This is a genomic window from Paenibacillus contaminans (assembly GCF_003285015.1).
GTDB classification, from domain to species: domain Bacteria; phylum Bacillota; class Bacilli; order Paenibacillales; family NBRC-103111; genus Paenibacillus_V; species Paenibacillus_V contaminans.
Genome location: NZ_QMFB01000009.1, coordinates 118,919 through 145,367, shown reverse-complemented (window position 1 = coordinate 145,367; position 26,449 = coordinate 118,919). Strand labels below are relative to the sequence as shown.

Sequence of the window (26,449 nt, the reverse complement as noted above, 5' to 3'; positions counted from 1 at the left end):
TAACGCAGTGTAATCTAAATGTTAAGAAATTGTTTCAATTGCTTTTAGTTGTTTTTAAGTTGTTTATCAGACAAAAAAAAACACCCCGCTCCACACCTAGGCGGAACGGGGTCTCAACTCTATAAGATTGTAAAGATTTCGCCGGCGCTTTAGGCCAGCGTATGTCCGCAATTGCCGCAAAACCGCGCATCTTCCTCGATGACGCTGGCGCAGGAAGGGCAATTCGCTTGAACGACGGTAACCGCCGCCCCTACAGGCTGGACAGGTTCCTCGAACTTATGCCCGCACCCTTGACAAAACTTCGCATCCAAAGGCACGACCTTCCCGCATACGCAATCCTTCTCGTTTTTTACTTCTTTGATCTTCTGCTCCAAAGCGGCGATTTCCTTCTGCCACCCGATAATATCCTGGCTGAGCGTTTGGATCTCAGGCTCCGCCGCGCTCAAATCGCCATCAGCATAGGCTTGAAACACCGTTTCGCCTATCTTGGCGTAGCTACGCTCAATGTCCCTTTTTTTACCGGAAATTTGCGTGTTCAATCTGGTCACTTCGACCGTTTCCTTCGCTTTGTCGGCCGCCTTGGTTGCGCCTTCCTTCAGCTTGTCGAGAAATCCCATCGGTATCCCCCTAATCATTAATGAATCTTGCGTCAAAGCGCATACGGTTAATCTATTCATTAATATAACATAGTGCGATAAAGCGGGAAATATAACCCGGCCGGGCAGCGCATATTGAATGTCTTCATTCGGTTCCGGGGAATCGGAATTTTCGGCCGGATTCGCGGCATGGGCCAAGCGTGAAGCGCTTTCGGAAAGCCGTCTCGGAACATAAGCTTGAATACGCTCGACACGTATCGGCGGCATTCGGAGCGAAGATTAAAGCATTGTCAGGCAATAAGAACTACAGCTCACTCGCAACGTAAACGAATGCAAAAAAAGGGGAGCTTGTCCCCTCCTTCACATGCTACAATACCCGTCTGGCTGTGATGTAACGTTTGGTATATGTAGCCGAATTCAAATCGCTGATAATCACGCCGTTTACCGATTTGCCGATTGTGTTATGAATGAATTTCCCGTCTCCGATGTAGATGCCGACATGGTTGATTTTGCCCGGCGTGCCTACGCTCAGGAAAATAAGGTCGCCCTTCTTCAAGTTGCTTTTGGCTACGTAAGTGCCCTGCTTGCTTTGAACGCTCGTGCCCCATTTAAGCGAGACGCCTTGCGATGCGAACACATACTTGGTAAACGAGGAGCAGTCGAAAACGAAATTTTTCGTATCGTTCACGCCGTATTTGTAACGCACTTTGCCCTGCAGCGACTTGGCTTTCGCGATAATTTTATCCGCTTTCACAGATGCCGAAGACGCAGCCTGAGTTGTGGCTGTTGCCGCATAAGCCGAATTCGGAGCCGCAACAAGGCCGGAGGTCAGAAGCAAAGAGAGACAGCCTACACCGACAACGGTTCGAGTTAGCAAGTTATGTTTTTTCATGATGTCCTCCCAGTAGTCTTTAGTGGCTTTTCTGGTAGGAGTATAGCATAGGTGCTAGGAAGTGGTAATTACTAAAATAATTCATCTGCTAGGAACATTTGTAAGATTCCCCGTTTCGAACGGCGATATCAACTGATTTTCCCGACAATTCCCATCGCTAATTTATCCATACCAACCATGTTACGGAAGGAAATTGATAGATTTTGTCGAATGTTGTCCATAAAGGGGGTGTATGATGACAACTAGTTCGACAGGCGTCAAACGCAATCTGCTTATGATCGCAGCGGCGTTCGCCATAACAGCTGCGGGCTGCACAGGCTTGCCTAGCGGTCCGCATAAGGCCGAAGCGGCAGGGGACGTCAAAAGCCTGGCGAATCCGTCCGGCTCTTTCACGGACGCCGCGAACCATTGGGCAGCGGATACGATCCGCTGGGCCGTACAACAGCGCGTTGTAGACGGCTACGAGGACGGCACTTTCAAGCCGGACAACAAGGTGGCGGAGCCGGAATTTTTGGCGATGCTGCTGCGGGCTTACCCGGAAATCCAGGCAGGCTCGCCAAGCGCAGGGGAGCCTTGGTATGCGCCGTACTATCGCGTAGCAGGCGAAAAAAGATGGGCCGTGCGCCAGGTGACGTCGGCGGATCAGTTCAACCGCGGCAATGTGGCGCAGCTTATCGCTACGACGCAAGGTCGGAGTGAGACGGTCGAAGGCGCGATCCGCTTTTTGCTTGCCCAAGGGCTCGCCAGCGGCAAAACGGCCGATACCGTTGAAGGCTTCGGGCAATATGACCAGTTGACCCGTGCAGAAGCGGTTCAATTCATTAAGAACATGAAGGATAAACGCACTGCCGTTACGGACGGACCCGCAGAAGCCCTTGCCGAAGAAGCTGCGTTTACGGTAAGCGGCTTGCAGCTCGGGCAGACGGAGGCATCCGTGATCGCCAAGCTGGGACAACCCGCCCGCAAGGACGCAAGCGAATACGGCTTCAGCTGGTACATCTACAACAGCGACTACAGCAACTATGCGCAAGTCGGCATTCAAGCCGGCAAAATCGTCGCGCTGTTCTCCAACGCCGATAACTGGAGCTCCGACACCGGCGTGAAAATCGGCACAAGCGCGTCCGACGTCGAAGCGATTTACGGAAAGCCGATCAAGCTGGCCAAAGGGAACATTTTGGACTCTTACGCCAGTAACGAGGTAGCCGTTTATAGGGTTGACGACAGCTACGCGACCATTTTCTTCGATAAGCATAAAAACAACACCGCCTCTGCCGTTCAGCTCGTCGATAAAGCGACGGAAGATTCACAGCAGTCGTACTTCCCGCCGTTCAGCGAAGAGCTGCGCAGCAGCTTCGAGAAGCAAATATTCGATCAAGCGAACGCCTCGCGCGCCCGTTTCGGTCTGGCGCCGTTCGCTTGGGACGACAAAGCGGCGGATACGGCAAGGAAGCACAGCGAAGACATGGCGAAGCAGGATTACTTCGATCATACGAACCTGAAGGGCGAATCCCCGTTTGACCGGATGGAGGCGAATGGAATCGTTTACCGCACGGCGGCGGAGAACATCGCCGCAGGACAGCGGAACGCGATTTACGCCCATGCCGGCTGGATGAATTCTCTAGGGCACCGCAACAACCTGCTGGCGGACATTTCCCGGCTCGGCGTCGGCATCCATTTTGGCGGGGATATGAGCATGTACTATACGCAGAACTTTTTTACCCCATTGCGTTAGCGGGAGCTCCCCGCTGCGTCTATGTAAAACAAGAACCTCCATCCCTTTTTGACCGGCGGGAATGGAGGTTCTTTGGGTTGTGCCGCCGAAGACGGCGGGCACCTGTTATTCCGCTGCAAATCCGGCATCCGCCAGCAGCTTCACCAGCTCGCTGCGGGCATCCGCAATGCGGCGGTCGAGCTCGTCGGCGGACAATGGGCCGCTGTCCGTGCCGTCGAGGCGCTCGACGACGACCGGCCCTGCAAACCCGTTCGTGCGCAGCGTTCGGAAGATCGCGGCGAAATCGACATCGCCTCTGCCCGGTATCGGGAAATCGACGTTGCCGCGCGCGCCGCGATGATCTTTGGCGATGATCGATACGGTTTGATCCGCAATCGCCGCCAAATCTTCGGCAGGGTCGATCCCCTCGTAGTAGCTCACATTGCCCGGATCGTAAGACGCCTTGACGGCAGGCGATCCGATCGACGCCAGCGTCCGCTTCAGTACGTCAGCCGTGGCCGTGTTGCCGGTATGCGGCTTCAGCGTCACCGTTACGCCCGCGCGTTCCGCTTCGACAGCCACAAGCCGCAGCTGCGCTGCGAATTCCTCGTCGGCTGCCGTGCGCTCGCTAGCGTCGATCGGCTGATCCGGGAATTGGCGGAAGCCCCACGTTCCGAGACTGATTACCTCGTCCGCACCTACCATCCGCGCAAAAGCGAACAAACGGGCCGCGCGTTCAACCGGCTGCCCCGGGGCAATCCAAGGCGTGCCGACCAGCATGGCCGCCTTCAGTCCGAAACGGTCCAGCTGGCGGACGATCTCCGCAGCCTCCGCTTCATCCCCGCTCTCCGGTATTTGCCTGCCTTCATGCGGCAATCCGAAGGCCACGTAGCGGTAGCCGGCGCCGGCGATACCCTGCAGCGCCCGCTCGAACGAGTATGCCGTGTACGGCCATGTCATGCAAGCGAGCTTGATCATGCCCCGTCCCCCCCGCTTGCAGCTTCCCGTCTGGACGCTGCAGGACCGTAATCGACAGCCACCTCGCGGCGTTCGCGCAGCGAACGGATAGCCGCCTCCGAAACGGCGATCGCACGCAGTCCGTCTTCGAGCGTAACGAGAGGCTGGACATTATCGCGAACGCATGCGACAAAATGACCGTTCAGCTTCTCCCACATATCGTTCTCCGCAAATTGGATCCGTTCCTCCGGCCCGTTGTCGTCCTTCACGCGCAGCTCGCCGTTCGTATTGACGACGGTCAGGCGGTCCGTGGCGACACCCGTCGCATCGTTCTCGACCCGCGTCACCCAAGGCGTGCTGACGTGAGCGATCGCACCGCTTGCGTAACGGATCGCCAGCGTGAACGCGTCTGTGACCCCGCCTGATACGGGGCTGTTGGCGCCATAAGCGAATACGCTTTCGATATCCCCGCCATACCAGTGCAGCAGATCGTAATCGTGGGACGCGTGCGAATAGATCGGCCCCGCTTTATCGCTGCCGTCAAAATACCAATTCGGCGTATCGTAGTAATGATCGCGGTATTTGTCGTACACCCTCTGGGTCGGAACGAGAAAATGCGTGCGCATCGACCATGCCTGCAGCACATTCCCCGCATCCGGTTGCGACAATATTTCCTTCATCTTCCGGTACCCCGGCGAGAAGCGCAGCGGATAGCCGACCATCGCCTTCAGATCGGGCCGTTTGGCGCCGGCGGCGATGATGCGGGCGGCGTCCTCCGGCGAGGTCGCAATAACCTTCTCCAGGAAAAGATGCTTGCCCGCCTCCAAGGCGGCGATGGAAATATCCGTATGCAAATGGTCCGGCGTCGCTACCCATACGGCATCGATATCCTGATCGAGCAGCTGCTCGTAGCTGTCGTATACGCTGCCCCCTACTTCCTTGCTTAATAGCTCCGCCTTATCGCGCGAACGATTGTACAGCGCGGCGATTTGCACGTCCGGCATTTGCCGAAGCGTGCGCGCGTGCAAGCTTCCCATCAGCCCGCAGCCGATGATGCCGATTTTGAGCATAATATGGACCTCCTTATTTTGCTTCTTCTTGTTCCGTTCCTTGCCGCTATTCCTTTACTTTAACGCCTTCGGCAGCGTAGGCCGCCCAGATCGTCCGGTGCGACTGCAGCGCATCCCAGCCGTTCGTCTCAGGAACGCGGTCTTCGGCAATGCTCGACAGAAAATGCTCGATCTCGTATTTCGTGTTGCTCGACCTCTCCGGATTCCGTTCTCCCGTATAAATAACCTCCTTGCCTGTACTCGTGGTTGCTGTGATTTCAAGACAATCTCTGGAAAGCGCAAGAAGCCCCTCGGTCGTATGGATATGGAACAGAGCAGGCGGCTCGGCATGCCGAATTCCCCAACTGCAGCTTACATGGCCAAGCGTTCCGCTCTCGAAAAGAATCGTGGCGTGCGACGTACCCTCGCCCTCCATCCACTCTGTCCCTGCATGCGTGCCAAGCGAGGTCACACGGTCCGGCTTGCCGAAAAACCAGAGCATCAGATCGACGTAATGGCAGCCATGGCTGAACAGAACCCCGCCGCCTAGCATATCTTTACGCGAAAACCAGCTTCCCGGGCTCGGCGGCAGGAAGCCTTCGATCCAACAGTTCGCATTGATCGGCCGGCCATACTTGCCGCTGTCCAGCACTTCCTTCAGCCGAACGACACCCGGCACGTAGCGCATTACGTAGGCGACCATCAGCTTTACATTTTTCTCCTCGGCCGCACGTATGACTTGAAGGCACTCCTCTTCCGTATTGGCAAGCGGCTTCTCGACGAGCACATGCTTGCCTGCGGCGATCGCCTGCAGCGATTGCGGCGCATGGAGATGATGAGGCGTACAGAAGCTGATCGCATCGATATCGTCCAGGATCGTCGTCCAATCCGTCGTATACCCGCAGCCAAGATCTTCGGCAACCGACTTTGCCTTGGCTTCGTCCAGGTCGACGACCCAGCGTAAATCCGATTTTTCCGACTCGTGAAACGCATAAGCATGCGTCAAACCCATATTCAAACCGACAACCGCCGTGCGAATTTGCTTTGTCATTTCGATACCCTCCGCATATTTGCTGGTGGTGCGCACCTGACCTCATCATAGCTTGAACGTCCTTCAAAAGCTTTGTTCTTTCGGCGCCCAAATTTGCACTTTCGTTCGAACATCCGCAAGCAGGAAACGGCGGTGCGGCGGAGAAGTGATACAAAAGCATATCCGCCCGGAGGAGGGCCTAACGATGCAACTGCCCAAGCTTAAGCTGAGCCGGATCGTCAACGTAGACACCATCATCAGCTTCCACTATTCCGAGTATCCCAAAAGCTTTCAGGCACAGGATTGCTACGACTTTTGGCAGCTGTTTTACGTGGACAAAGGGGAATGGGAGTTCAGCGCGGAGTCGGACACGTTCGCGATGAAGCAAGGCGACTGCCTATTCGTCCCGCCCGGCGTGATCCGCCGCAGCCAGACGAAGCCGGTTACGCCTCCCAACGTCATGATCCTTTCGTTCGAATGTCGTTCCGCCGCGATCAAGCGGCTTGCAGGCCGGACATTCCGGCTAAACGATGAAGAAAGACTTGTCCTTTCGCAGCTGATCCGGGAAGGCAATCATGCCTTCCTCCCGCCTCCGCTCGACCGGAACCGGAAAGCCGGAACGTTCCGGTTCAACGATCAGGCTCTGCTCGGCAGCCAGCAGATGGTGAGAAACTATTTCGAGATTTTATTGGTTTCGCTCCTGCGCCGTGCCGGATCGAACCGTTCGACGCCGAAGCTGCCGGCCGCCCCTCAGGAAAACCGGGAGAAATCGGTTGTCGACAGGCTTCTCGTCCATATCGAGGAAAACCTGGGAGGCGACCTGTCCATGCCTGCGCTTTGCCGCAGGTTTGCGGTAAGCAGGACGCACTTGTACGACGCCTTCAAAAAAAGGTTCGGCTGCGGCATCTCCGATTACGTACGCAAAATCCGCACGGAGCAAGCCAAAGTCATCATTCGCGAAGAGACGAGCAGCATGACCGAAATCGCCGAACGGCTCGGGTACAGCAGCATTCACTATTTCTCCAGGGATTTTAAAAAATTGACCGGCATGACCCCCACAGACTATGCCAAAAGCATACAAGCCAGGTTAGGGGCGGACAATAAACGCCAGGTGCCGGATGCATAACCGCGGACTCACCGATAAGCAGCGGCGCTTGCGAGAAAGATGCCCCGCCGGCCCCCTGCGGGGCTATATGCCATTCTCGGAACATATTTTCGAAAACGAGTATTCGCTTTCTCGATAATCGCCTACCGGCGTTAAAGTCGCTTGTAGTCCGAAAACACACACTTGCGTTGAATAGACTATACGAGGATACGACCCCGGTTTGCACATTGTCCGTACAAGTACTACAATTATTCCGCCAAGTTAAATCGGCATACTGACCGAAGCAAGAAGGAGGGACCTCCATGTCCAAGATCGCCAAAAACTTGACCGACCTGATCGGAAACACGCCTATGCTGGAGCTCGCCGGCTACAGCCGGCATTGCGGGCTTGAAGCCGCCATCGTCGGAAAGCTGGAATATTTCAATCCCGCGGGAAGCGTGAAGGATAGGATCGGCTACGCGCTGATCAAGGATGCCGAAGAGAAAGGAATCATTACCCGCGACTCCGTCATTATCGAGCCGACAAGCGGAAATACGGGCATTGCCCTAGCATTCGTAACGGCTGCCAGAGGCTATCGGCTGATTTTGACGATGCCGGAAACGATGAGCGCGGAGCGGAAAAATTTGCTGAAGGCGCTCGGCGCCGAGGTCGTGCTGACGCCTGGAGCGGAAGGAATGGGCGGAGCGATCCGCAAAGCGAACGAGCTGGCGGCCGAAATTCCGCATTCGTTCATCCCGCAGCAGTTCGACAACCCCGCTAATCCGGCCGTACACCGGGATACGACGGCGGAAGAAATATGGCGGGACACGGACGGACAGGTCGACGTGTTCGTGGCCGGAGTAGGCACCGGGGGGACGATTTCGGGCGTAGGCGAAGCGTTGAAGAGTAAAAACCCGAACATTGCCGTCATCGCGGTGGAGCCTGCCGAATCGCCCGTTTTATCGGGGGGAAGGCCGGGACCTAACCGCATTCAGGGCATAGGCGCCGGTTTCGTGCCAAAGGTGTTCAACCGGGCGGCCGTCGACCGGATTATGACCGTAGCCGCCGACAACGCCTTCGAAACCGCGAGGATTCTCGCCAGAACGGAAGGCTTGCTCGTAGGCATTTCGTCGGGTGCGGCCGTCTATGCCGCAGCGGAGCTCGCCAAACTCCCCGAGTACAAGGGTAAAACGATCGTCGCGCTGCTGCCGGATACGGGTGAACGCTATTTATCCGCCGATTTATACGTGTAACGCGCCTTTTGGCGCAGATCGTTAATCTCGACCGCAAGAGTTGGATGCGGCTCCTTTGCGCAGAGGGCGAGCCGATTATGAGGACTCACGCGCAGCGCGCCGCTCCCGACGCTCGGACAAGCAGACGTGTGACCAAGCACCGCGCCGGGACTCGCGCGCAGCGCGGAGAAACTCCCGCCGCCGACAAGTCGGCCGGCCGCGCCCATTGACGGCATACGAAAAAAAGAGCGGCTCTCATCGGAGCGGCTCTTTATCGTATGGGAGGCAGATCCCACTAATATACCGTATGCAAAATCGTGTCGAGCGGAAACGCATCTTGGCAGACCGTTTCTTTTTTACGAAACTTCCAAATACAGCTTGGTCCCGTCGTTATACTTGAAAATGGCCACGTCGCGAACCAGTTCTACCGACAAAACGCGCTTAAGCTTTTTGCGAAAGACGAAATCGTATTCCATCTCTTTCAATTTATTGCTCAACATGTCGAGGTTCGCTTTATGATCGATGCGGTATACCGGAATCGCTTTATTTTTGAAGGATATCATCGAAGGAATCATGAAGTCCCCCTCCTTTCCTCCTTATCATAACCGAAACCTTTTAGAGAAATATGAAGCCTGTATTAATATATGCGCACTTCCCTTCACACTTTTCTGACAAATTTCGACGGCCGCATTATAATGGATAAAAAGAACTACTTTTTGCAACGGAGGTAAGGTATGAAGCTTTCCCTGCGGGTACGGGTCATGGTTATGCTGCTCTTGATGACAAGCATTTGCTTGACGCTCGTAGGGGCGCTCAATTACCGGGATGCCAAACGGCATGTGCTGGAATCCCTGCGCAACCAAGCCGCCTCCGCAACAGGCTCGCATGCGTACGAGCTGTCGGCGTGGATCAATACCCGGCTGGCCGAGCTGAAGGTCATGAGCCGTACGGATCTCGTCCGGTTCGGCAAGCCCGAGGATCAAATGCTGTATCTGGAAAACGAACAATCGCGCGCAGAATTCGTCCGAACCTACGGCATTGCCGGAACGGACGGGCAAATGCCGCTAACCAGCGGCAATACGGTTAATATTGGGGACGATTTTTTATTTCAGGAAGCGATGGCCGGCAAAGCCGTCATAGCCGAACGGCCCATGTACAGCCTAGACGATCCGACACAAATCGTGCTGAAGCTGATCGTGCCTATCTTCGATACAAACAACCGCGTGACGGGGGCGTTGACTGAAACGCTGTTCACCGAGCAAGCGTTCCGCAAATATTTCAACATCCGGATCGGCAGCTCGTCCGCCGCTTATTTGATACATAAAGACGGCACCGTTCTGTATCACCCCGACACCGGCAAAATCTTAAAGGAAAACCTGCTTCAAGGCCCTGCCGAAATCCGGACGGCAATCGGAAGCTCGCTGCGGGACGGTTACGGGATCCTTCGGACGGAGGAAGGCCATAGACGCATTTTATTTACCGCCGCAGTGCCGAGTACGGACTGGTTCATGGTTATCGATACGGAACTGAGCGAGTTCAGGAAACCGCTTCAGTCCCTGCTTCGCAACACCTTTATTACAGTCGGCGCAGCCGAGCTTGTCATTGCGCTGCTGCTTCTGATCGTGCTGAACCCGATCGTTTCCCGAATCGAACGGCTCGTCCGCGTGACGGAGGCGGTCGCCGGCGGCAATTTGAACGTAAAACCCGTCCCTGTCGAAAAAGCGGACGAAATCGGCACGCTTGCACGCTCGATCAACGGCATGGTCGATCATCTTCGAACGCTGTTCGAGCGGCTCGAGGCCATCATCAATCACAATGATTACGCAATCGTCTATACGGATGCAAACTGGACCGTGACGTATTTCAACAAAACCGCGGAGACTTTGCTCGGCTACAAGGCGGAGGAAGTTATCAACATCCGGAGAATACCGTTTTATCACGACATGGACGATCTAGCTGCCGCGGCGGCGGAGTTGGCGGCCCGGCTCGGCTACGAGGTAAGCACCAATAATTATTTCCAGCAGTACGCCACAAGCGAGCGCTTATCCGTCGACTTCGAGCGGACGTACGTACATAAGAACGGCACCCGGATTCCGGTCATGGTCAACTCGACCAAGATCGTCGATCCGGACGGAAACATTACGGGATATGTGAACATTTTCCGGGATATTTCCGCCTTGAAAAAAACGCAGGAGGAGCTCGTTCAGGCGAAGAAGGAAGCGGAGGAAGCCACGCAGACCAAAAGCCGCTTTGTCGCAAGAATGAGCCATGAAATCCGGACGCCGCTCAACGGCATTATCGGCTTGTCCCAGCTGATGCTCAAGACGGAGATGACGCCCGTCCAGGAAGACTATCAGAAAAAAATTATCGAATCGTCGCAAAGTCTGCTGCGTATCGTGAACGATATTTTGGACTTTTCCAAAATGGAGGCCGGTAAGCTGGCGGTCGAGAAGGTCCGCTTCCAGCTGGACGACGTGTTCCGCAGATGCTCGGATACGCTGAGCGTGACGTTGAGCAAGCAGCAGCTTGAGGTTGTCATCGATACGCCCGAATGCCTGCCTGACGCGCTGCTTGGCGATCCGCTGCGGCTCGAGCAGATTTTGCTTAACCTATGCGGCAATGCGATCAAATTTACCGAGAAAGGCTTCGTCATTATTAAGGCCCAGGTCATGCAAGAAAGCGAGCAGGAGGTTACGATCCGCTTCATGGTCATCGATTCCGGCATCGGCCTGTCGGACGAGCAGCTTTCGATGCTGTTCCAGCCGTTCACGCAAGCGGACGGTTCGACGAGCCGCAAATACGGTGGGACGGGGCTCGGCCTTGTCATTTCCAAGAGCTTTATCGAAATGATGGGAGGAACGCTTGAGGTTTACAGCAAGCAAGGCGTCGGCAGCCAGTTTTCGTTCACGCTGACCTTCCCGCTTCCCGCCAATGCCAAGCCGAGGACGTTCAAGCTTCCCATATCCCAAACGACGCGCCGCGCGCTTATTGTGGAGGACAGCGACCTGATGCGCAGCAAGCTCCGGTCGATGCTTCAGTCGCTGGCTTTTCAGGTGACGAGCGTCGAATCGTGGAAAAGCGGGCTGGAGCTTCTGAGCAGTCCGGGCACGGCCGGCACTTACGATATCGTGCTGCTCGATATGGAAATGTCCGATATGTACGGAGCGGAAACATGGATTACGATGCACGAAGCGGCGGGCAAGGCGAAAGCGGCCACGCTCGCGATGACGACCGCTTTCGGCCGCGACGAGCTGATCGGCATGGATCAGACCGATCGTCCCGATGCGATAACCGTCAAGCCGATCAGCCGTCTGGGGTTATACCAGACTATAGCGGCTTTGCTGGACCGCAGGCTGGAGAAGCGGCTGCAGGTCTCCTACGCGAACGTCGCCGAAACGGCGGCTGCCGTCGAGGCGAAGGGTCGTATTTTGTTGGCCGAGGACAACTTGATCAATCAGCAGGTAGCCGTAGAGCTGCTGCAGGGCCGAGGCTTCGACGTAACGGTCGCGGGGAACGGCCGGGAAGCGCTGGACAAGCTCGGACAGGCGAATTGGGACCTAGTGCTCATGGATATTCATATGCCGGAAATGGACGGCTACGATGCCGTGAAGATCATTCGCCGCGATCATAAATACGACCGTTTGCCCATCATTGCGATGACCGCCAACATGATGAAGGAAGACCATGAAGCGTACTACCGGATCGGCATCAACGATGTCATCACGAAACCGATCGACGTCGGCTACATGTTCGCGGTCATCGCCAAATGGCTGAGGCAGGACGCAGTGGCCGGACAGCCGTACGGCGAGCCCCCTTATCCGGACGATATACAACCGTTGCCTCAGCTGAAGGGCATCCGGGTCGAGCAGGCGCTGCACCGTTTGGACGGAAAGGTCGGCATTTTTATGCGGATGGCCGGGACGTTCCATCGGGAGTATGCCGATTTCATGTCCCGACTGCGCGAAGCCATGCGGCAGGACGACGGGAAGCTCGCCGGCAGACTCGTCCATACGCTCAAAGGCGCGGCGGGCAATTTGGCGGCGGAGCGACTGTATGCCGCTGCAGAACAGCTGGAAGCGGATCTCCGCCACATCGACGACGGAAACTTGACGGGCTTGAGCTCCCTCGAAGCAGTCGAGCAGGCGCTTCTGGAAGTGCTCGAATCGGTAAAAACGCTGGATAACCCTCCCGCAAAGTGACGTTAAACCTCTATAGCGTATTCCGTCCGTGACGAACGACAGAGAGGAAACGCATCTAACCTTACCGATAAAAGCGGTCATACATCTTGAGTTGCTTCGATAATAGGTTATCCATTACTTTGCGGGAGCCACAGCCCCTCTGACACTTTTCTAACAAATACGATTCTATAGACGCTATAAGCAGATATATAGTATATTTATCCCAGATAGATTTATCTTTTGTTAGATTCTTATTTAATTATTGTTAAGAAAGGCTGACGACACCACACTTTCCTAACATTTTGTTTAAAAAGGTGGGTTATAGATGAACAAAGTGTTAATTATCGAAGACGATCCGATGATCGGCGAAATGTTATCGATGTACTTGTCCGAAGAGGACTACGAGGTAACGAGGGCGGTAAACGGCGAGCAAGGATTGGCCCAGCTGGAAGCCGTCCGGCCGGACATCGTCCTGCTCGATCTCGTTCTTCCCGATATGGACGGCACCCGGTTATGCAGAGGCATTCGGGAAGTGTCAACCGTGCCGATCCTGGTTGTATCGATGCGTACGGAAGTTACCGATCGCATTGACGCTTTGCTGGCCGGCGCCGACGATTATCTTTGCAAGCCGTTCAGCATGCGGGAATTGAGCGCGCGAATCACGGCGCTGATCCGCCGGTCCCATTATCCGGCGCAGACGGCTGCGGCTCCGTCCGAGCAAGAACCGGAGCAGGCTGTCATGAAAGGCGACAAACACATCACATTAGACCTTGAACGGAGGACCGTTTACGTAGACGACCGGCTTATCGAAACAACTTATTCCGAATTCGAGATCATGAGGCTGCTTTGCGCCAATCCGGGCAAAGTATTCAACCGGGAATCGCTCATCAATGCGCTGCGCGGCTTCGACTCGTTCGTCACCGACCGGGCGATCGACGTTCACATTGCCAATCTGCGCAAAAAAATCGAGTATGAGCCGAGAGAACCGAAGCATATCAAGACGGTTTGGGGAGTCGGCTATAAGTTCGAAATGTAGAAAAATCGACCCTGCGGACAGGAGGACCGCTGGAGTCGATTTTTTTGCGTTCCGGTACTGAAAACGATTCGGAAGCTCAATTAATAGTTGCCGCTTTCCTCGCTTTGCACACCGAACATGCTCTAATGTACATAAAATGCCTATATAGGTTTTTGGGACTTCTAAATGAAACGAGGCGATGAAAGCTTTGGGTGCAACTATTAATTACACCTCTCCGGCAACTCAATACAAATTTGACGTAAATAATAGTCTCTTGTTCAAAAAAGACGATAAAAACCTCATTAACGTATTGGGTGTGGAACAGCTAAACACATTGGAAAACGTGTCTCTCTTAGACATTTTCCTTAGCGCCGGCAATGTTGTAGAACCGCATTATCACCAGAACGCCGCCGAATTAGTCTATTGTATTTCCGGCGCTGCAGTCGTATCGATGCTGAACCCGTTCACAAAACAAATTCAAAATTACTCCATTACCCCCGGTCAAGTGGCAAACGTTCCGCAGGGGTGGTGGCATTATGAAGTGGCAACCGTAGATAATACGCATCTGCTGGCAATTTTCGACGCGCCTACTCCTGAGGTGATTTTAGGTTCGGATATTTTGAAATTCACTCCCGCCAATATTATGGCGCATACCTACTGTATCGATGAGAATAAATGGAAGGAAACCATTAAGCCCGTCAGACCGTCAACTTATATTGGGCCCTACGCGGACTGTCATAAACAAAATACCGGTTATCATGCTCAACAGTCTTTAAATCAACAGTATCCGCCATATAATCAACAATATCCTTACACTCCGCAATACGGGCGGTATTGGGGGTAATCGACAGCGCGCGCCGGAGCGAGCGAGAAAAAAGGCTGCCGCCGCACGAGGTTTGACCGCCGACGTGTGACCGAGCACCGCGCGCCGGGAGGCGAAGGCAGCCTCTTTACGCTTAATGATTAGTCCGCATGCTTGAACTGCGAACTGCGGCAACTTTACGCTAGACTACCGATCCGTTTATCGTAGTTTTCCGGCGTATCGAAATTTACCCGCGCCGGAACTCGCGATCCAAAATCGCGTACTGCAACGAGTCGAGCCAGCGCCCCTTGGCCCGGATGTGCTCTCGCAAACGGCCTTCATACCGCATGCCGACATGCTCCATAACCTTGGCGGAGCCCGTATTTTCGGGACGGCACGTCGCAAAAATGCGATGCAGCTTCAAGTCCTCGAAGCCAAGCGCAAGCATGGCCGTGGCCGCTTCGGAAGCATATCCCTGCCGCCAATAGGCCGGATGGAAGCAGTACCCGATCTCGCCTATTTCGCCTTCCGCGTGAAGCCCGCAGCCGCCGATCAGCTTGCCGTTATTGCGCAGCGTTACCGCGAGCTCGAACTCCGTCCGCGGATCGTCCTTCTGCCATGACATGGCGCGCCGGAGAAACGCCTTCGTCTCCTCCTCCGTGTTCGGCCCCCATTGCATATGCTCGGCGACCAGCGGACTCGAAGCATACTCGTGCACGGCTTCCCAGTCATCTTCACGCAAATCCCTTATGATCAAACGTTCCGTTTCAATCCGCATGCCAGCCGCCTCCTGCCATCAATTTGCAAAGTTTTCCAACCATCTTATCAGAAAAAGGCGGAGATGTCATGACAAACTTGGGCGCCTTGGACGACGACGTTTAGCCCAGATCGGTTAGCTTGCCGAGCGGCTTCATCCCGCGGACGGCCGGGCCTACCGCACCGTTTCATCCGTAAGCCACAACTGCGGCTCAGAATTTCGGAGGCTGCACGAAAAAGTCAGCATTCATTTGTTACACAATTGAAATATTTCCTTCATCTTCCCTTAATGATGCCCGCCTATAATAAAAGACGACCCCCTTTTGATTATATAAATTTAACCCGCAGGCCCGTTGCCTGCGGGTATTTTTTTCGCCGCCTTGCGGACATCGAATCAACGGTGAGGCAATTTGTTACACAAATGAAATATTTCTTTCATCTTCCCTTAATGATGCTCGCCTATAATAAAAGACGACCCCCCTTTTGATTATATATAACTTTAACCCGCAGGCCCGTTGCTTGCGGGCTTTCTTTTTGTGCGCGCATAATGCGGCACGGATTATCAAAAAAACTTTCGGGCTGCCGTGTACACTATGTTTAGGAGACAAACTTCCGGAGGGGTGGAAATGGACGATTTCAAAAGAATACAGCGTTCCATCGAATTTATAGAGGAAAATCTGCAAGAGGAGCTGCACATTAAAGATATCACCGCGCAGGCCTGTTTTTCCGCCTTTCACTTTCAGCGGTTGTTCCAAGCCATATCCGGCTTCTCCGTGCACGAGTACATTCGAAAAAGACGGCTGTCCGAAGCAGCGGAAGAGCTAAAGCAAACGGACAGGAGCGTCCTGGATATTTCGATCGCATACGGGTACGGCTCCCAAGAAGCGTTTACGCGCGCATTCGACGGATATTTCAGCATCACTCCGGCCAAATACCGTAAATCCGAATCCGCATTCAAACGGCAGCACAAAATTAACTTTTCGGTCTATCGGTCGGAAGACAAAGGAGACCTTGCGATGCATAAACCCGAAATCAAGCATTTGGATAGTATCCACACCGTATGCTTCGAATACCGGACGAGTTTGGAGGATAACCGTCATTTCAATGAAATCCCCGGGTTTTACCATGATTTCGGGAAAAACGGATACTACGAGCGGATCCCCGGTAAAACGGCGCCCAATATGGCGTACGGCATTTCCTGCAATTTCCGGGATGACGGCGGATTTTCGTTCCTGGTCGGCGAAGAGGCGACGCGATCCGGCGAGACGCTGGAAGAAGGCTTTATTCGTTTCGATATTCCGGGCGGGACTTACGCCGTCTTTCAAGCTTTCGGCTCCGATGGTCTGGTCCAGCAAACCAGAACGTACATTTACGGCACCTGGCTGCCGAACTCCAATTACGAAAGGCGGGAAGGGCCTGATTTTGAAATTACGGACGTGATGCGCTCCTCTTTCCCCGATTTCTTGAGAATCACCGTCTACATCCCGGTCCGTCACCGATCGGATGAACGGCAGCGGGAGTGACGGCCATTTGTTACACAATTGAAATATTCCCTTCATCTTCCCTTAATGATGACCGCCTATAATAAAAGACGACCCCCTTTTGATAATATATACATTTAACCCGCAGGCCCGTTGCTTGCGGGTTCTTTTTTTGGTCCGGGCCGCAGTACTAGAAAAAGTTAGTACTTATTTCCATCCGGAAAATCCGTACAATATGACTTAGAAGCAGGTACTAAGACAAAGTTATCATATACGGAGGCTGGTTATCATGACGACGAGAAAACGGAACACCGCAGCATTCACTTTCCTTTCCTGGGCTTCATTCGGGCTGGCGTTCATCGCAATGTACATCGGCATTTACACGCTGGAGGAGCCGCTCCCGGTCAAAGGGTATTACGCCGTTTGCGCCATGTTCCTGACGATGTCCTCCTTCGTTCTGCAAAAAACGATCCGCGACAACCAAGAAGACGCCGAGTCCTTCAAAAAGCGGAATACCGGCGCTTTCACTTTCCTTGCCTGGGCTTCGTTCGCAAGCGCGCTGCTGGCGATTTTCATCGGTATCTACAACCTGAACCAGCCGCTGTCCGTGCAAGGTTATTATGCCGTAACCGCTCTGTTCCTGACGATGTCCGCTTTCGTTCTGCAGAAAACGGTCCGTGACAACAAAGAGGATGCCGACCGCAATTTGACGGTTGAAGGACAAGAGCAAGGGTAAACTACATTCGGCTTTCTTCCTTTGCTTCTCTTTAGCGACCCGTTGCAGGCGACGTAACCGATAAAAATGCTGTTACATTGGCGGGAATCGACGCTTAGAACGATGAATGCTCGGATTACGGCATCAAATCCAGTCAATATGCAGCATACCGGCAAAATCAAAAGCCGCCTGCCCCCTCCGCAAATCCGAGGATGGCCGGCGGCTTGTCTTGTGAGAGCCGCAAATGTCCGCTCAGTGTTTTTTTGACGCCGATTTTTGCTGCCGATTTTTACCGTCCGTTATTTTTTGACCGACAATTGGCTGATCAGACGCTCATACCAACGTCTCAGCTCTTCGCCCGGCTGGATGCCCAGCTCGCGGTTCACCAGCCGTACATAATCGTTGTACAGCGCGGTTAAGCTTTTTCTGTCGCCGGTTTCCCCGTAAACGCTCATCAATAAACGCATCGCCGTCTCATCCAGCGGGTTGCGCTCCTTCAGCTTATACAGCAGCTTGGACGCGGCCGTTGTATCCTTCAACATAATCAGCGCTTCGGCCAGGCTCACAACGAGAGACGTGTACAGCTTGGCGTAATGCTCCGTCTCGTACATCGCCCAGACATACGCTTTGTCCCCAAACAGTTCCCCGGTATAGAGCCGCTCGACCTGAAGCGCTCTGCTTACGTTGCGGCTATCAATGACGCCCAGCTCCTCGACCTGATTCGCAAACTCCGCATAATCAACGATATGGTTATGCAGATCAAGCGCGTAGCCGTCATTTTCCGACCGCACCATATCGCGCATACCGAGAGGCTCCAGCGACTTGCGCAATTGATATACGGTTGTATTCAGATAGTTCTCCGCGTTGTCCTGCCGCATCCCTGCAAATATTTCGGCAACCAGCCGCGAGCGCGGTACCCGCTTGCCCTGGTGGAGCAGCAAATACGCGAACAGCTCCGCGCATTTGCGGGAAATCCACTTGACGCGGCCTACGCTGCTGCTGACCGACAGATCGCCAAGCGCGGTAATAACCAGCTTCCCGGATACGGCCGAGTTGTGCGGGTTGGCCGGCTGGGCCTCGGGCTGCAGCGCTCCCCTGCCTGCAATCGCGCGGGTAACGGTGCGCTGCAGCCTCTCCTGCGATACGGGTTTGACCAGGTAATCTATAACGGACAGCTCATACGCCTCCAACGCAAATTCCTTATGCGAGGTCACAAACACAATCTGCAACCAGCTCATCGTTTCCGCCGCAGCCGCGGCAAACGCCAGTCCCCCTCCGGGAAGGGAGATGTCCACAAAAGCCAGCCCGATGTCCCGGTTGTCCTGCAGAAAAGCCAAAGCGGAGGCGGTGTCCGTAAAAGCGCCTGCAACGGTAACGCCGGGCAGCTTGGCCAGCATCATACGCATGATCAGGTGCATCGCCGGTTCATCGTCAATTAAAACAACCTTCATCATTCATCCCCCCTTCACTCGTCGGGCGCTGTCATACTTTCGCCTGCCGCAATCGGCAAGCTGAACGAAAAAGTTGCGCCTTCGCCGGGCTTGCTCTCAAACCAGAGACGCCCTCCATTGATACGAACGAACTCGCGGGCAAGCACAAGCCCGAACCGTGTCTCCCCCGCATCGTCCCCGACGCCGCCCGTACGAAAAAACGGGTCTTCCTGCAGCAGCAATTCCGCCGTCTGCTCATCAATCCCCTTCCCATTGTCGCGTACAGACAGGACAATCCTATCGCCTTGCCGCTCGGCAACAACCTCAATCGCTCCGTCCATCCCCGTATATTTGATGGCGTTCGACAACAAATTTCGCAGAATCAGGTCCAGCATCTCTTTATCGGCAAAAACAGCCAGCTCGCCATCCGTTTTCTCCGTCAGCTTGATCCGCTTCATGTTAGCCTTGACGCCCGCGAGCGCCAGCGCCTGCTGCACCACCTGCCGAACATTCCATACGGACGGCCGGAACGCCACCTTGCCCTTCTGACTGCGATACCAATCCAGCAAATTGTCGACAAGCCGATACGTATTCTGCATCTGTCCCTCTATCTCCCGAAACAGCTCCACCCGCTCAACGCCGGCAGCCGCCAATTCCTCCCCCAGCAGCTCGGTCAAGCTGACCAGCAGCGCAATCGGATCGCGAATATCATGCGCGACAACCGTAAACAGCTTGTCCTTAAACGCGTTCAGCTCCGTGAGCTGGCGGGCATTCTCCCGAAGTCTGGCTTCATTCTCCTTCAGCTCCGTTATATCGTTGAACATGAGGATTTTGCCGATCGGAGCCGTGCTGCCGTCATAAATATAGGTCAAGTTGCAAATGTAGTGCCTGACGCGGCCCTCGTGCATGCATTGGAACGGAAACCGGTCATCGCCGCTTGCGGCCGGAAGTATGCGCTCCAGCAAGGCAGGGTTAGATGCCAGCACCTCCGCAGCAGCCGCAGGAAAACGCTTGATGCGAAGGAGCTCGGGAAGAACCTCCTCCGCCGCGCTGTTGCAACGGATAATCCGGTTCTCGTAATCAAGCAGGACAACCCCGTCGCGGATCGTACCGAACACCTTAGCCATCGCAAGCGGCGCCAGACGCAGCAAATTAAACCGCCAAATGCCCCACATATACACAAGTCCCGATATAGCAAAACCAAAAGGAGTGGGATCAACCGTAAAACCAAACCAAAATAACAGATTGCAAAACATCGGGGCTGCCGCCCCCAAAATCAGAACAAAAATTTGCTTGCGTACGACCAGGAGAGAACGCCAATACATCGGGATGAACAACGATATGCCGCATAAGAGAACGGCATAACTATACAGGCCGTGAACGACATACCACGGACCTTTGACCGTTGTATAGAGAGGAATCCCACCCGCTGCGTTAAACTCGTACCGCTTATAGACGAGGTGATGCCAATCATTGGTCAGATGAAGGAGGAATACGGATACGGGGATCAGAAACAGCCATGCCGCCAAATGCTTCCGAAAGGCAGCAGCCGCGCCGGTAAATTGAATAACCTGAAACAACCATAACGTGGTGACAAACGGAATGCCCAAATATTGTATGTTAAGCGAAAGCTTTACTTGCCACAAGTCCGTACTCAGCAATTCAAACGCATAACCTGCCGCGTAACATGCTGCCGCCAGCATAGTGAGAGTCATCGTTTGCGCTACCGGCAGATGCCGTTTGCGGTTGGACAGCAATGCTACAAACACCATCAGCCCTGCAGCCAAAAAAAGCAAGATAGACATCCCTTGTTTCAAATCCACTGCCGCCGCTCCCGTCAGTTCCGCATTCGTATCCGCGTCTGCCGTGACCGCAGGGCGTTCGTCCGCGTTTTTCTAAACAGGATTATATCACTCTCTTTAAGGGGGTGTCCTCTTTATTTTTGACATTGAATTTTGCAGAATTTGTTGTTTAACAGTTACCGGTGGAATAATGCGGACAGCCTCATGAACAATAAGGTTTTCTCAACTACGCGCACGGTCCATGCATAACAAGTAAAAAGAAGCTTTCAAATCCACACCAAGAATGGAAATGTAAGCTTCTTTTATTAATTTCGCTCGTATACAATCCGGTCAAAAATGAAAATACTTCTTCCCGGCCAACCTATCCCGCCTACAGCTGCTCGATTTTGATCAGATTGGTCGATCCGGACCGTCCGACCGGAACGCCGGCCGACACGACGACGAGGTCGCCCTTTTGCACGATGCCGGTTTTGGTTCCGCAGTCGACCGCCAGACGGAACATGTCGTCCGTCGAGCAGACACGGTCGCCCTTAACCGGGATGACGCCCCATACCAGGCTCAAGCGGCGCAGCACGTGATCATTCTGCGTAACGGCGATGATCGGCGCTTTCGGGCGGTACTTCGATACCATCCGCGCGGTAAAACCGGTCTCCGTCGGGGTAACGATCGCCTTAGCGTCCAGCTGCAGCGAGGTATTTACGACAGCCTGGCTGATAACCTCGGTCACGTCCGTCTTTTGCAGCGCACCCTTCTTAACGTGCAGCTCGTCGTACGGCAATATCGACTCCGCCCGCTCCGCGATCGCCGCCATCGTCGCGACCGACTCCACCGGGTATTTGCCAGCCGCGGTTTCCCCGGAAAGCATCACGACGTCCGTACCGTCCAGCACCGCATTGGCGACGTCGCTCGCTTCCGCGCGAGTCGGACGCGGGTTGATCTGCATCGAATCGAGCATGTGTGTAGCCGTAATGACCGGCTTGCCCGCCAAATTGCATTTTTGAATCATCAGCTTTTGCACGACCGGCACTTCTTCAGCCGGAATTTCTACGCCCAGATCGCCGCGCGCGACCATTAAGCCGTCCGACACCGCCAGGATCGCATCGAGGTTCTCCACCCCTTCTTCGTTCTCGATCTTCGACACGATCTGGATGTGACCCGCCTCGCGGTCCTCCAGCAGCTGCCGAATTTCCATAATGTCCGCCGCTTTGCGGACGAACGACGCGGCAATGATGTCTATGCCCTGCTCGATGCCGAACGCAATATGCAACACGTCCCGTTCCGTCACGCCCGGCAGCGAAGTGCGAATGCCCGGCAAATTGACGCCTTTGCGCGGCTTGATCGTTCCTCCGTTGGCGATGCGGCAATGCACTTCCGTCCCCTCCACCGCTTCCACAAGCAGCTCGATCAAACCGTCATCGATCAAAATACGTGAACCGACACGCACATCGCGCGGCAGGTCCTGATAGGATACGGACAATCGCTCCGCGTCGCCGGCCATTTGCTCGGTCGTCAGCGTAATCCGCTCTCCCGCCTTCAACACGCAAGCCGCTTCTTTAAGGAGGCCCGTCCGGATTTCCGGCCCTTTGATATCGAGCAGTATCGCCACAGGCGCATTCAGCTCGGCCGCCGCTTGGCGGACGTTGTCCATCCGTTTGCGGTGCTCCTCCAAATCGCCGTGCGCCAGGTTTAATCGAGCCACGTTCATTCCCGCCTGAATCATCTCTTTGAGCACAGGCACGGAATCACAAGCAGGTCCCATCGTGCAAATGATTTTTGTTTTACGCATGGTGTGAACTTCCTCCTAATTGATGAGCCCCGTAAAGGTTCCGAGCTTCGCTTCGTTATTAACGATGATTATTGTAATCCTCCCGCATAAAAGAATCTATGAATTATAGTACGGTCTATGTAAAATAGTATTATCTCATTTGGAGGAAAACGGACATGCTGGACATCGAATCGATTCGTCACGATAACGGAAGCGAGTGGTACGAGCAGACGGACGGCGCCCGCAGCGGCATGACGCTGGTCATGGTCGGCTACGGCAAGTGCATGTACTGGCTCGGGCAGGAAAAGCTGCTCCTGGAGCAAGGCGATTTGCTGCTTTTACCGGCCGGGACGGCATTTTACGGCAAGAGCATTCCCACCCGCTCGCACGAAAAATATGTCGTCGCCTTTACCCGAACGACAGCGCCTGCGCCGCTGCCCATTCTGGAAACGCACAGCTGCATCAAGCAAAAAACCGGCGAAGCCGAGCTTCTGCTGGAACGTTTTCGCTCCATGCACCGGCAGTGGCACGAAGGCCTCCCCTACCGCCAAACGATGTGCCTCGCCCTGCTGCTGGAGGTGCTCACCCGCTGGAATCGCGGAATCGACAAAGGATCGCCCGCTCCAAGCAAGCTGCGGCATGTAGAAATGATGAAGTCCCATATCCAGAATCGATACAGGGAGAAAATAACGAAGGACGATCTCGGAAACGCGGCCGGCATCAGTCCGAGCTACGCCGCGGCCTTATTCAAAGAAGTGACCGGCCAAACGATCGGCGAATATACGCATGCGGTCAGGATCAAAACCGCCCTTTACTTGCTGCGGCATTCCCGGCTCAGCATCGCGGACATTGCGGAATCGCTCGGCTACTGCGACGCCTCCTTCTTCCACCGCACGTTCAAGCGGCTGACCGGCCTTTCGCCGTCACAGGTTATGCAGGAACGCGAGCAGCCGCTGCTGTAGGAACCGCCTACCGGCGCGTCTTTGACGCCGGCGTTTACCGAGCTTTAGAGCTGCTTCCACGATATACTTTGCTGTGATAAATCGGAAAAAACCGTGCAACGCCAAAAACCGCCGGAGCAATCACGCTCCCGCGGTTTTCATTCAGCTTGTTTAGGTCGTCCGACCGGCCGCTGTCCTGCAGCGCAAATGCCGCACCGGTATACCTTTACCTCATGCGATTTCTACAGCATTTTCGCGACTACCCGCTCGATCCACGCCCATGGCAGCATTGTTTTCATAAAGACGATGCTTTTTGCGTCGGCGCCGCATACGTACCGGACACGGGGCTTGCGCGATTGTACGGCACGAACGATCGTACGAGCCACAATGGCCGGATCGTTCCCTTTGCTTTCGGCCTTTTCATTAAAAGAGCGAAACGAACGGATCATCGGGGCGTACGGCGAATCCTCGGCTTCGTGATACACGTGCTTCGCGGCAATGCCGGTATTAAACGTGCCCGGCTCGATCAGCACGACGCGGACGCCGAACGGCAGCAGCTCGAAGCGAAGCGCTTCGCTGAAGCCTTCGACGGCAAACTTGGAAGCGGAATAGGCCCCCGTATTGGGGAAGCCCATCCGCCCCGCGCCGCTGCTGACGTTAACGATCGTGCCCGACCTTCGCCCGCGCATATGCGGCACGACCGTCTTGGTCAACGCCAGCGTACCGAAAAAGTTCGTCTCCAGCTGCGCCCGCCAATCGCTCATCGGCACTTCCTCGACCATCCCCATCACCGCATAGCCGGCATTGTTGACAAGCGCGTCAATGCGTCCGTATTGCGCTATAACGCCGCTGACGACACCCTCGATTTGGTCGGGTCTCGTCACGTCGAGCTCCGCATATTCCATCCGCTCGCTAACGCCGGCCGCGGCCGCCCGCTCCAGCAGCTCGCCGTTTTTGTAAAGCGCCCGCATCGTCGCCACGACATGATAGCCCGCTTCCGCCAATGCTATGGCCGTAAGCATGCCGAAGCCGCTCGACGCCCCCGTGACAAGCGCCACCGGCCGTTCTCCCGTTACCTGCTTCATCGTTTACCGCCTTTGTATGTGATGTGTTTGGATTTCCGGTACGTTTAGGAAGAATTATCGTTATGCCGCCGATGCCGCGTTTCCGGGTCGGGATGAAAAAGGAGGCTTCTTCGCCGCAGTCCGTTTGGCCAATCCGGCACTCAATACTCGATCCGGTTCGGCGAGTTCCCCCACGCTTGAAAAGGCTTGTCGCCTTGCGGCGGATATATCCGCGTCATTTCGATGGATCTCTGCTCCTTAGGGAGCTCCAGCTGCTCGTAAATAAACGCGTCGTCGAAGCCGGCCTTGGCGGCATCCTCCTTCGTGCACGCATAATAAACCGCCCGCGGCCTGGCCCAGTAAATGGCGCCGATGCACATCGGGCAAGGCTCGCAGCTTGTATAAATGTCGCATCCGTTCAACTGATGATCGTTCAGATGCCGGCATGCTTCTCGGATCGCTTGCACCTCCGCATGAGCGGTAGGATCGTGCAAAGCCGTCACCTCGTTGCGTCCCGTTCCGATAATGACGCCGTCTTTAACGACAATGGCACCGAAAGGCCCCCCGCGGCCGGACACCACATTCTCGTAAGCCGCTTGAACGGCTTGCTCCATAAGCGTTTGTTTATCCATGCAGGCACCTCCTACGCAAGCCGGCTTGCCAATTTAGTGAACCTGCCTCACGATGGAAAGCCGTTCCATAAACAATCTCATTTTTCCTGATTATACCATATCCTTCAGCGCGCGACAAAAAGGAATGGCTTAAATCAACTCCACGGCCCGGATCGAGCCAAATAAGCCGGAATTGTCAGGCTGTTTAAAAACTCCGTTTTTAGCAAAGCTAGGGACATCAGCCCCCTGTATTGACGCGGTTTTTCGGGCGATTTTTGTCGGAAGAGTACTTTCTAAACAGCCTGAGTTTTACCACGATACGCCTCGCTGCATTTGAAAATTTGCACTGACGATCATTTCCGCAAACTTGAACGGCTTTTTTTGCCGGTTATGCGTCCGCGGCAATTGTCAGATCCGCAGCGGCAATCGAACGGGCGGTACAGCTCATCTTCGGTCGATTCGTAATCCATCGTAATCCACTCCCCGGCACGAATGTCCCGCCGCGCCAGGAAACGCTGCGCCTCCATATCAGCGATTGCGTTCGGGTCGCAGGAGTGCAATATTTTGCCCATCACATACGGGTCTTCCACGTAAACGCCCTGCTTCTTCTGGAGCGTGAACAACGTTTGACTGCTGCACCGGGGACCGTCGAAACGGAACAGGAGCTCTCCCTTGCGGAACTCTCTTTTCGCCACCACCCCTTCGCCGTACAATGAGTGATGCCGGATGCCGAATTTATCGCGGGTCGGCTCGTCGGGATGCTTCGCCACCGTGTCGGGATAAAAACGCCCGCTACTCGCGAATAATCGTCTGATGCTCGATACGCTCCGGTGCAAAACATGTTTGCACGCTTTCCACAACCTGCTCCGCCGGGAAATCTTTGCAGCTAAAGACATCGAGATATCCCTCCCGGTGCAAGTCGTTCGTATGCAAAGTAATGCTGCTGGTGTATATAAGCTGCACAGCCGACAATCCGATTTCTTCCCCTTCGCCGAATCGGTAGCAATGGCATTCCCCGAACGCTTGCATCCCGATTTCCTCCACCAGCGAGCCGATAAACGCTTTTACTTCCTCAATGCTTAGAATACGCTCATTGCAGTTTACGAGATGAAGCAGCACATGTTTGCCGTAGCAGGGCATTCCGTTATGAACGATCCGTTTGTACATGCGTGGACGCTCCTTTTTGCCAGCCGAGTATTACATGATATTACGCTTCAAGGCGGCGCGCTTTAGGCGGATGTCATAGCGGAAGGGCGATCGCCGCTTGTATTCGGGCGCAACCTTTTGACGGCTTGGCTCGTCTAGGAGACCGTAAAGCAAGCAATTCCTGAATTCCCC

22 protein-coding genes and 2 pseudogenes are annotated in these 26,449 nt (G+C 54.7%); 10 read left to right on the top strand and 14 right to left on the bottom strand.

Annotation, left to right across the window (positions count from 1 at the left end):
- Nucleotides 1–149: 149 nt before the first annotated feature.
- Together DQG23_RS16910 and DQG23_RS16905 are read right to left on the bottom strand one after the other, a co-directional pair.
- Nucleotides 150–617, bottom strand: a complete 468-nt coding sequence (locus tag DQG23_RS16910; protein WP_158560562.1) for a zinc ribbon domain-containing protein — start codon at nucleotides 615–617, stop codon at nucleotides 150–152.
- A gap of 346 nt (nucleotides 618–963) precedes the next feature.
- Nucleotides 964–1,488, bottom strand: a complete 525-nt coding sequence (locus DQG23_RS16905) for a C40 family peptidase (protein WP_113032045.1) — start codon at nucleotides 1,486–1,488, stop codon at nucleotides 964–966.
- Nucleotides 1,489–1,723: 235 nt separating this feature from the next.
- Between DQG23_RS16905 and DQG23_RS16900 the strand changes: the two genes are divergently transcribed.
- The gene (locus tag DQG23_RS16900) at nucleotides 1,724–3,220 is read left to right on the top strand and encodes a CAP-associated domain-containing protein (protein ID WP_158560561.1); all 1,497 of its coding nucleotides are present in this window, start codon (nucleotides 1,724–1,726) and stop codon (nucleotides 3,218–3,220) included.
- A gap of 105 nt (nucleotides 3,221–3,325) precedes the next feature.
- Here DQG23_RS16900 and DQG23_RS16895 read toward each other — a convergent pair whose 3' ends face one another.
- Genes DQG23_RS16895 through DQG23_RS16885 form a run of 3 tightly spaced genes read right to left on the bottom strand, consistent with a single transcriptional unit; the run spans nucleotide 3,326 to nucleotide 6,256 of the window.
- Nucleotides 3,326–4,177: a sugar phosphate isomerase/epimerase family protein gene (locus DQG23_RS16895; RefSeq protein ID WP_113032043.1), complete on the bottom strand. Its 852-nt coding sequence runs from the start codon at nucleotides 4,175–4,177 to the stop codon at nucleotides 3,326–3,328.
- Nucleotides 4,174–5,226 carry a Gfo/Idh/MocA family protein gene (locus DQG23_RS16890; RefSeq protein ID WP_113032042.1) on the bottom strand — a complete coding sequence of 351 codons (1,053 nt, stop codon included), beginning with the start codon at nucleotides 5,224–5,226 and terminating at the stop codon, nucleotides 4,174–4,176. Before DQG23_RS16890 ends, DQG23_RS16895 begins: the two co-directional genes overlap by 4 nt.
- A 46-nt stretch (nucleotides 5,227–5,272) precedes the next feature.
- Nucleotides 5,273–6,256, bottom strand: coding sequence for a Gfo/Idh/MocA family protein (locus tag DQG23_RS16885; protein WP_113032041.1), 984 nt, complete (start codon nucleotides 6,254–6,256; stop codon nucleotides 5,273–5,275).
- 184 nt (nucleotides 6,257–6,440) lie between these two features.
- On the opposite strand from DQG23_RS16885, the gene DQG23_RS16880 reads away from it, so the two are divergent.
- Nucleotides 6,441–7,361 (top strand): AraC family transcriptional regulator, encoded by a 921-nt coding sequence (locus DQG23_RS16880; RefSeq protein ID WP_113032040.1) that lies wholly within the window; start codon nucleotides 6,441–6,443, stop codon nucleotides 7,359–7,361.
- A 281-nt stretch (nucleotides 7,362–7,642) separates the two neighbouring features.
- The gene (gene cysK / locus DQG23_RS16875; RefSeq protein ID WP_113032039.1) at nucleotides 7,643–8,572 is read left to right on the top strand and encodes a cysteine synthase A; all 930 of its coding nucleotides are present in this window, start codon (nucleotides 7,643–7,645) and stop codon (nucleotides 8,570–8,572) included.
- A 335-nt stretch (nucleotides 8,573–8,907) separates the two neighbouring features.
- Here the strand turns inward: cysK and DQG23_RS16870 are convergent, their stop codons facing one another.
- Nucleotides 8,908–9,126 (bottom strand): hypothetical protein, encoded by a 219-nt coding sequence (locus DQG23_RS16870; RefSeq protein ID WP_238177915.1) that lies wholly within the window; start codon nucleotides 9,124–9,126, stop codon nucleotides 8,908–8,910.
- 159 nt (nucleotides 9,127–9,285) lie between these two features.
- Here DQG23_RS16870 and DQG23_RS16865 point away from each other — a divergent pair, with 159 nt between their 5' ends.
- From DQG23_RS16865 to DQG23_RS16855, 3 genes are all read left to right on the top strand, one after another.
- On the top strand, nucleotides 9,286–12,750 hold the full coding sequence (locus DQG23_RS16865; protein ID WP_113032038.1) for a response regulator: 3,465 nt from the start codon (nucleotides 9,286–9,288) through the stop codon (nucleotides 12,748–12,750).
- 304 nt (nucleotides 12,751–13,054) lie between these two features.
- On the top strand, nucleotides 13,055–13,765 hold the full coding sequence (locus tag DQG23_RS16860; protein WP_113032037.1) for a response regulator transcription factor: 711 nt from the start codon (nucleotides 13,055–13,057) through the stop codon (nucleotides 13,763–13,765).
- Nucleotides 13,766–13,943: 178 nt separating this feature from the next.
- Nucleotides 13,944–14,588: a cupin domain-containing protein gene (locus tag DQG23_RS16855; protein WP_420330237.1), complete on the top strand. Its 645-nt coding sequence runs from the start codon at nucleotides 13,944–13,946 to the stop codon at nucleotides 14,586–14,588.
- 205 nt (nucleotides 14,589–14,793) lie between these two features.
- Here the strand turns inward: DQG23_RS16855 and DQG23_RS16850 are convergent, their stop codons facing one another.
- Nucleotides 14,794–15,324, bottom strand: a complete 531-nt coding sequence (locus DQG23_RS16850; RefSeq protein ID WP_113032035.1) for a GNAT family N-acetyltransferase — start codon at nucleotides 15,322–15,324, stop codon at nucleotides 14,794–14,796.
- A 604-nt stretch (nucleotides 15,325–15,928) separates the two neighbouring features.
- Here DQG23_RS16850 and DQG23_RS16845 point away from each other — a divergent pair.
- The 3 genes and pseudogenes from DQG23_RS16845 to DQG23_RS42970 form a co-directional block, all read left to right on the top strand.
- Complete coding sequence (locus DQG23_RS16845; RefSeq protein WP_113032034.1) at nucleotides 15,929–16,825, top strand: AraC family transcriptional regulator; 897 nt, start codon at nucleotides 15,929–15,931, stop codon at nucleotides 16,823–16,825.
- A gap of 247 nt (nucleotides 16,826–17,072) precedes the next feature.
- A pseudogene (locus DQG23_RS42975) lies at nucleotides 17,073–17,291 on the top strand (YiaA/YiaB family inner membrane protein); the annotation flags it as partial.
- Between the two features lie 27 nt (nucleotides 17,292–17,318).
- Nucleotides 17,319–17,519, top strand: a pseudogene (locus DQG23_RS42970) (YiaA/YiaB family inner membrane protein); the annotation flags it as partial.
- 278 nt (nucleotides 17,520–17,797) lie between these two features.
- Here DQG23_RS42970 and DQG23_RS16835 read toward each other — a convergent pair.
- The 3 genes from DQG23_RS16835 to pyk form a co-directional block, all read right to left on the bottom strand.
- Nucleotides 17,798–18,949, bottom strand: coding sequence for a BTAD domain-containing putative transcriptional regulator (locus DQG23_RS16835; RefSeq protein WP_158560560.1), 1,152 nt, complete (start codon nucleotides 18,947–18,949; stop codon nucleotides 17,798–17,800).
- A gap of 14 nt (nucleotides 18,950–18,963) precedes the next feature.
- On the bottom strand, nucleotides 18,964–20,751 hold the full coding sequence (locus DQG23_RS16830) for a sensor histidine kinase (RefSeq protein WP_113032031.1): 1,788 nt from the start codon (nucleotides 20,749–20,751) through the stop codon (nucleotides 18,964–18,966).
- Nucleotides 20,752–21,100: 349 nt separating this feature from the next.
- Nucleotides 21,101–22,516 carry a pyruvate kinase gene (gene pyk, locus DQG23_RS16825; protein ID WP_113032030.1) on the bottom strand — a complete coding sequence of 472 codons (1,416 nt, stop codon included), beginning with the start codon at nucleotides 22,514–22,516 and terminating at the stop codon, nucleotides 21,101–21,103.
- 155 nt (nucleotides 22,517–22,671) lie between these two features.
- On the opposite strand from pyk, the gene DQG23_RS16820 reads away from it, so the two are divergent.
- Nucleotides 22,672–23,457 (top strand): helix-turn-helix transcriptional regulator, encoded by a 786-nt coding sequence (locus tag DQG23_RS16820; protein ID WP_113032029.1) that lies wholly within the window; start codon nucleotides 22,672–22,674, stop codon nucleotides 23,455–23,457.
- A 221-nt stretch (nucleotides 23,458–23,678) separates the two neighbouring features.
- Here DQG23_RS16820 and DQG23_RS16815 read toward each other — a convergent pair whose 3' ends face one another.
- The 4 genes from DQG23_RS16815 to DQG23_RS16800 form a co-directional block, all read right to left on the bottom strand.
- A complete protein-coding gene (locus DQG23_RS16815; RefSeq protein ID WP_113032028.1) occupies nucleotides 23,679–24,521 on the bottom strand; it encodes an SDR family oxidoreductase in 843 nt (280 codons plus the stop codon).
- Nucleotides 24,522–24,661: 140 nt separating this feature from the next.
- Nucleotides 24,662–25,132: a nucleoside deaminase gene (locus DQG23_RS16810; RefSeq protein ID WP_113032027.1), complete on the bottom strand. Its 471-nt coding sequence runs from the start codon at nucleotides 25,130–25,132 to the stop codon at nucleotides 24,662–24,664.
- Nucleotides 25,133–25,464: 332 nt separating this feature from the next.
- Complete coding sequence (locus tag DQG23_RS16805) at nucleotides 25,465–26,007, bottom strand: SET domain-containing protein-lysine N-methyltransferase (protein WP_146762322.1); 543 nt, start codon at nucleotides 26,005–26,007, stop codon at nucleotides 25,465–25,467.
- Entirely contained in the window at nucleotides 25,904–26,278 is a 375-nt protein-coding gene (locus DQG23_RS16800; protein WP_113032025.1) for an S-adenosylmethionine decarboxylase family protein, read from the bottom strand. Before DQG23_RS16800 ends, DQG23_RS16805 begins: the two co-directional genes overlap by 104 nt.
- Nucleotides 26,279–26,449: the final 171 nt, after the last annotated feature.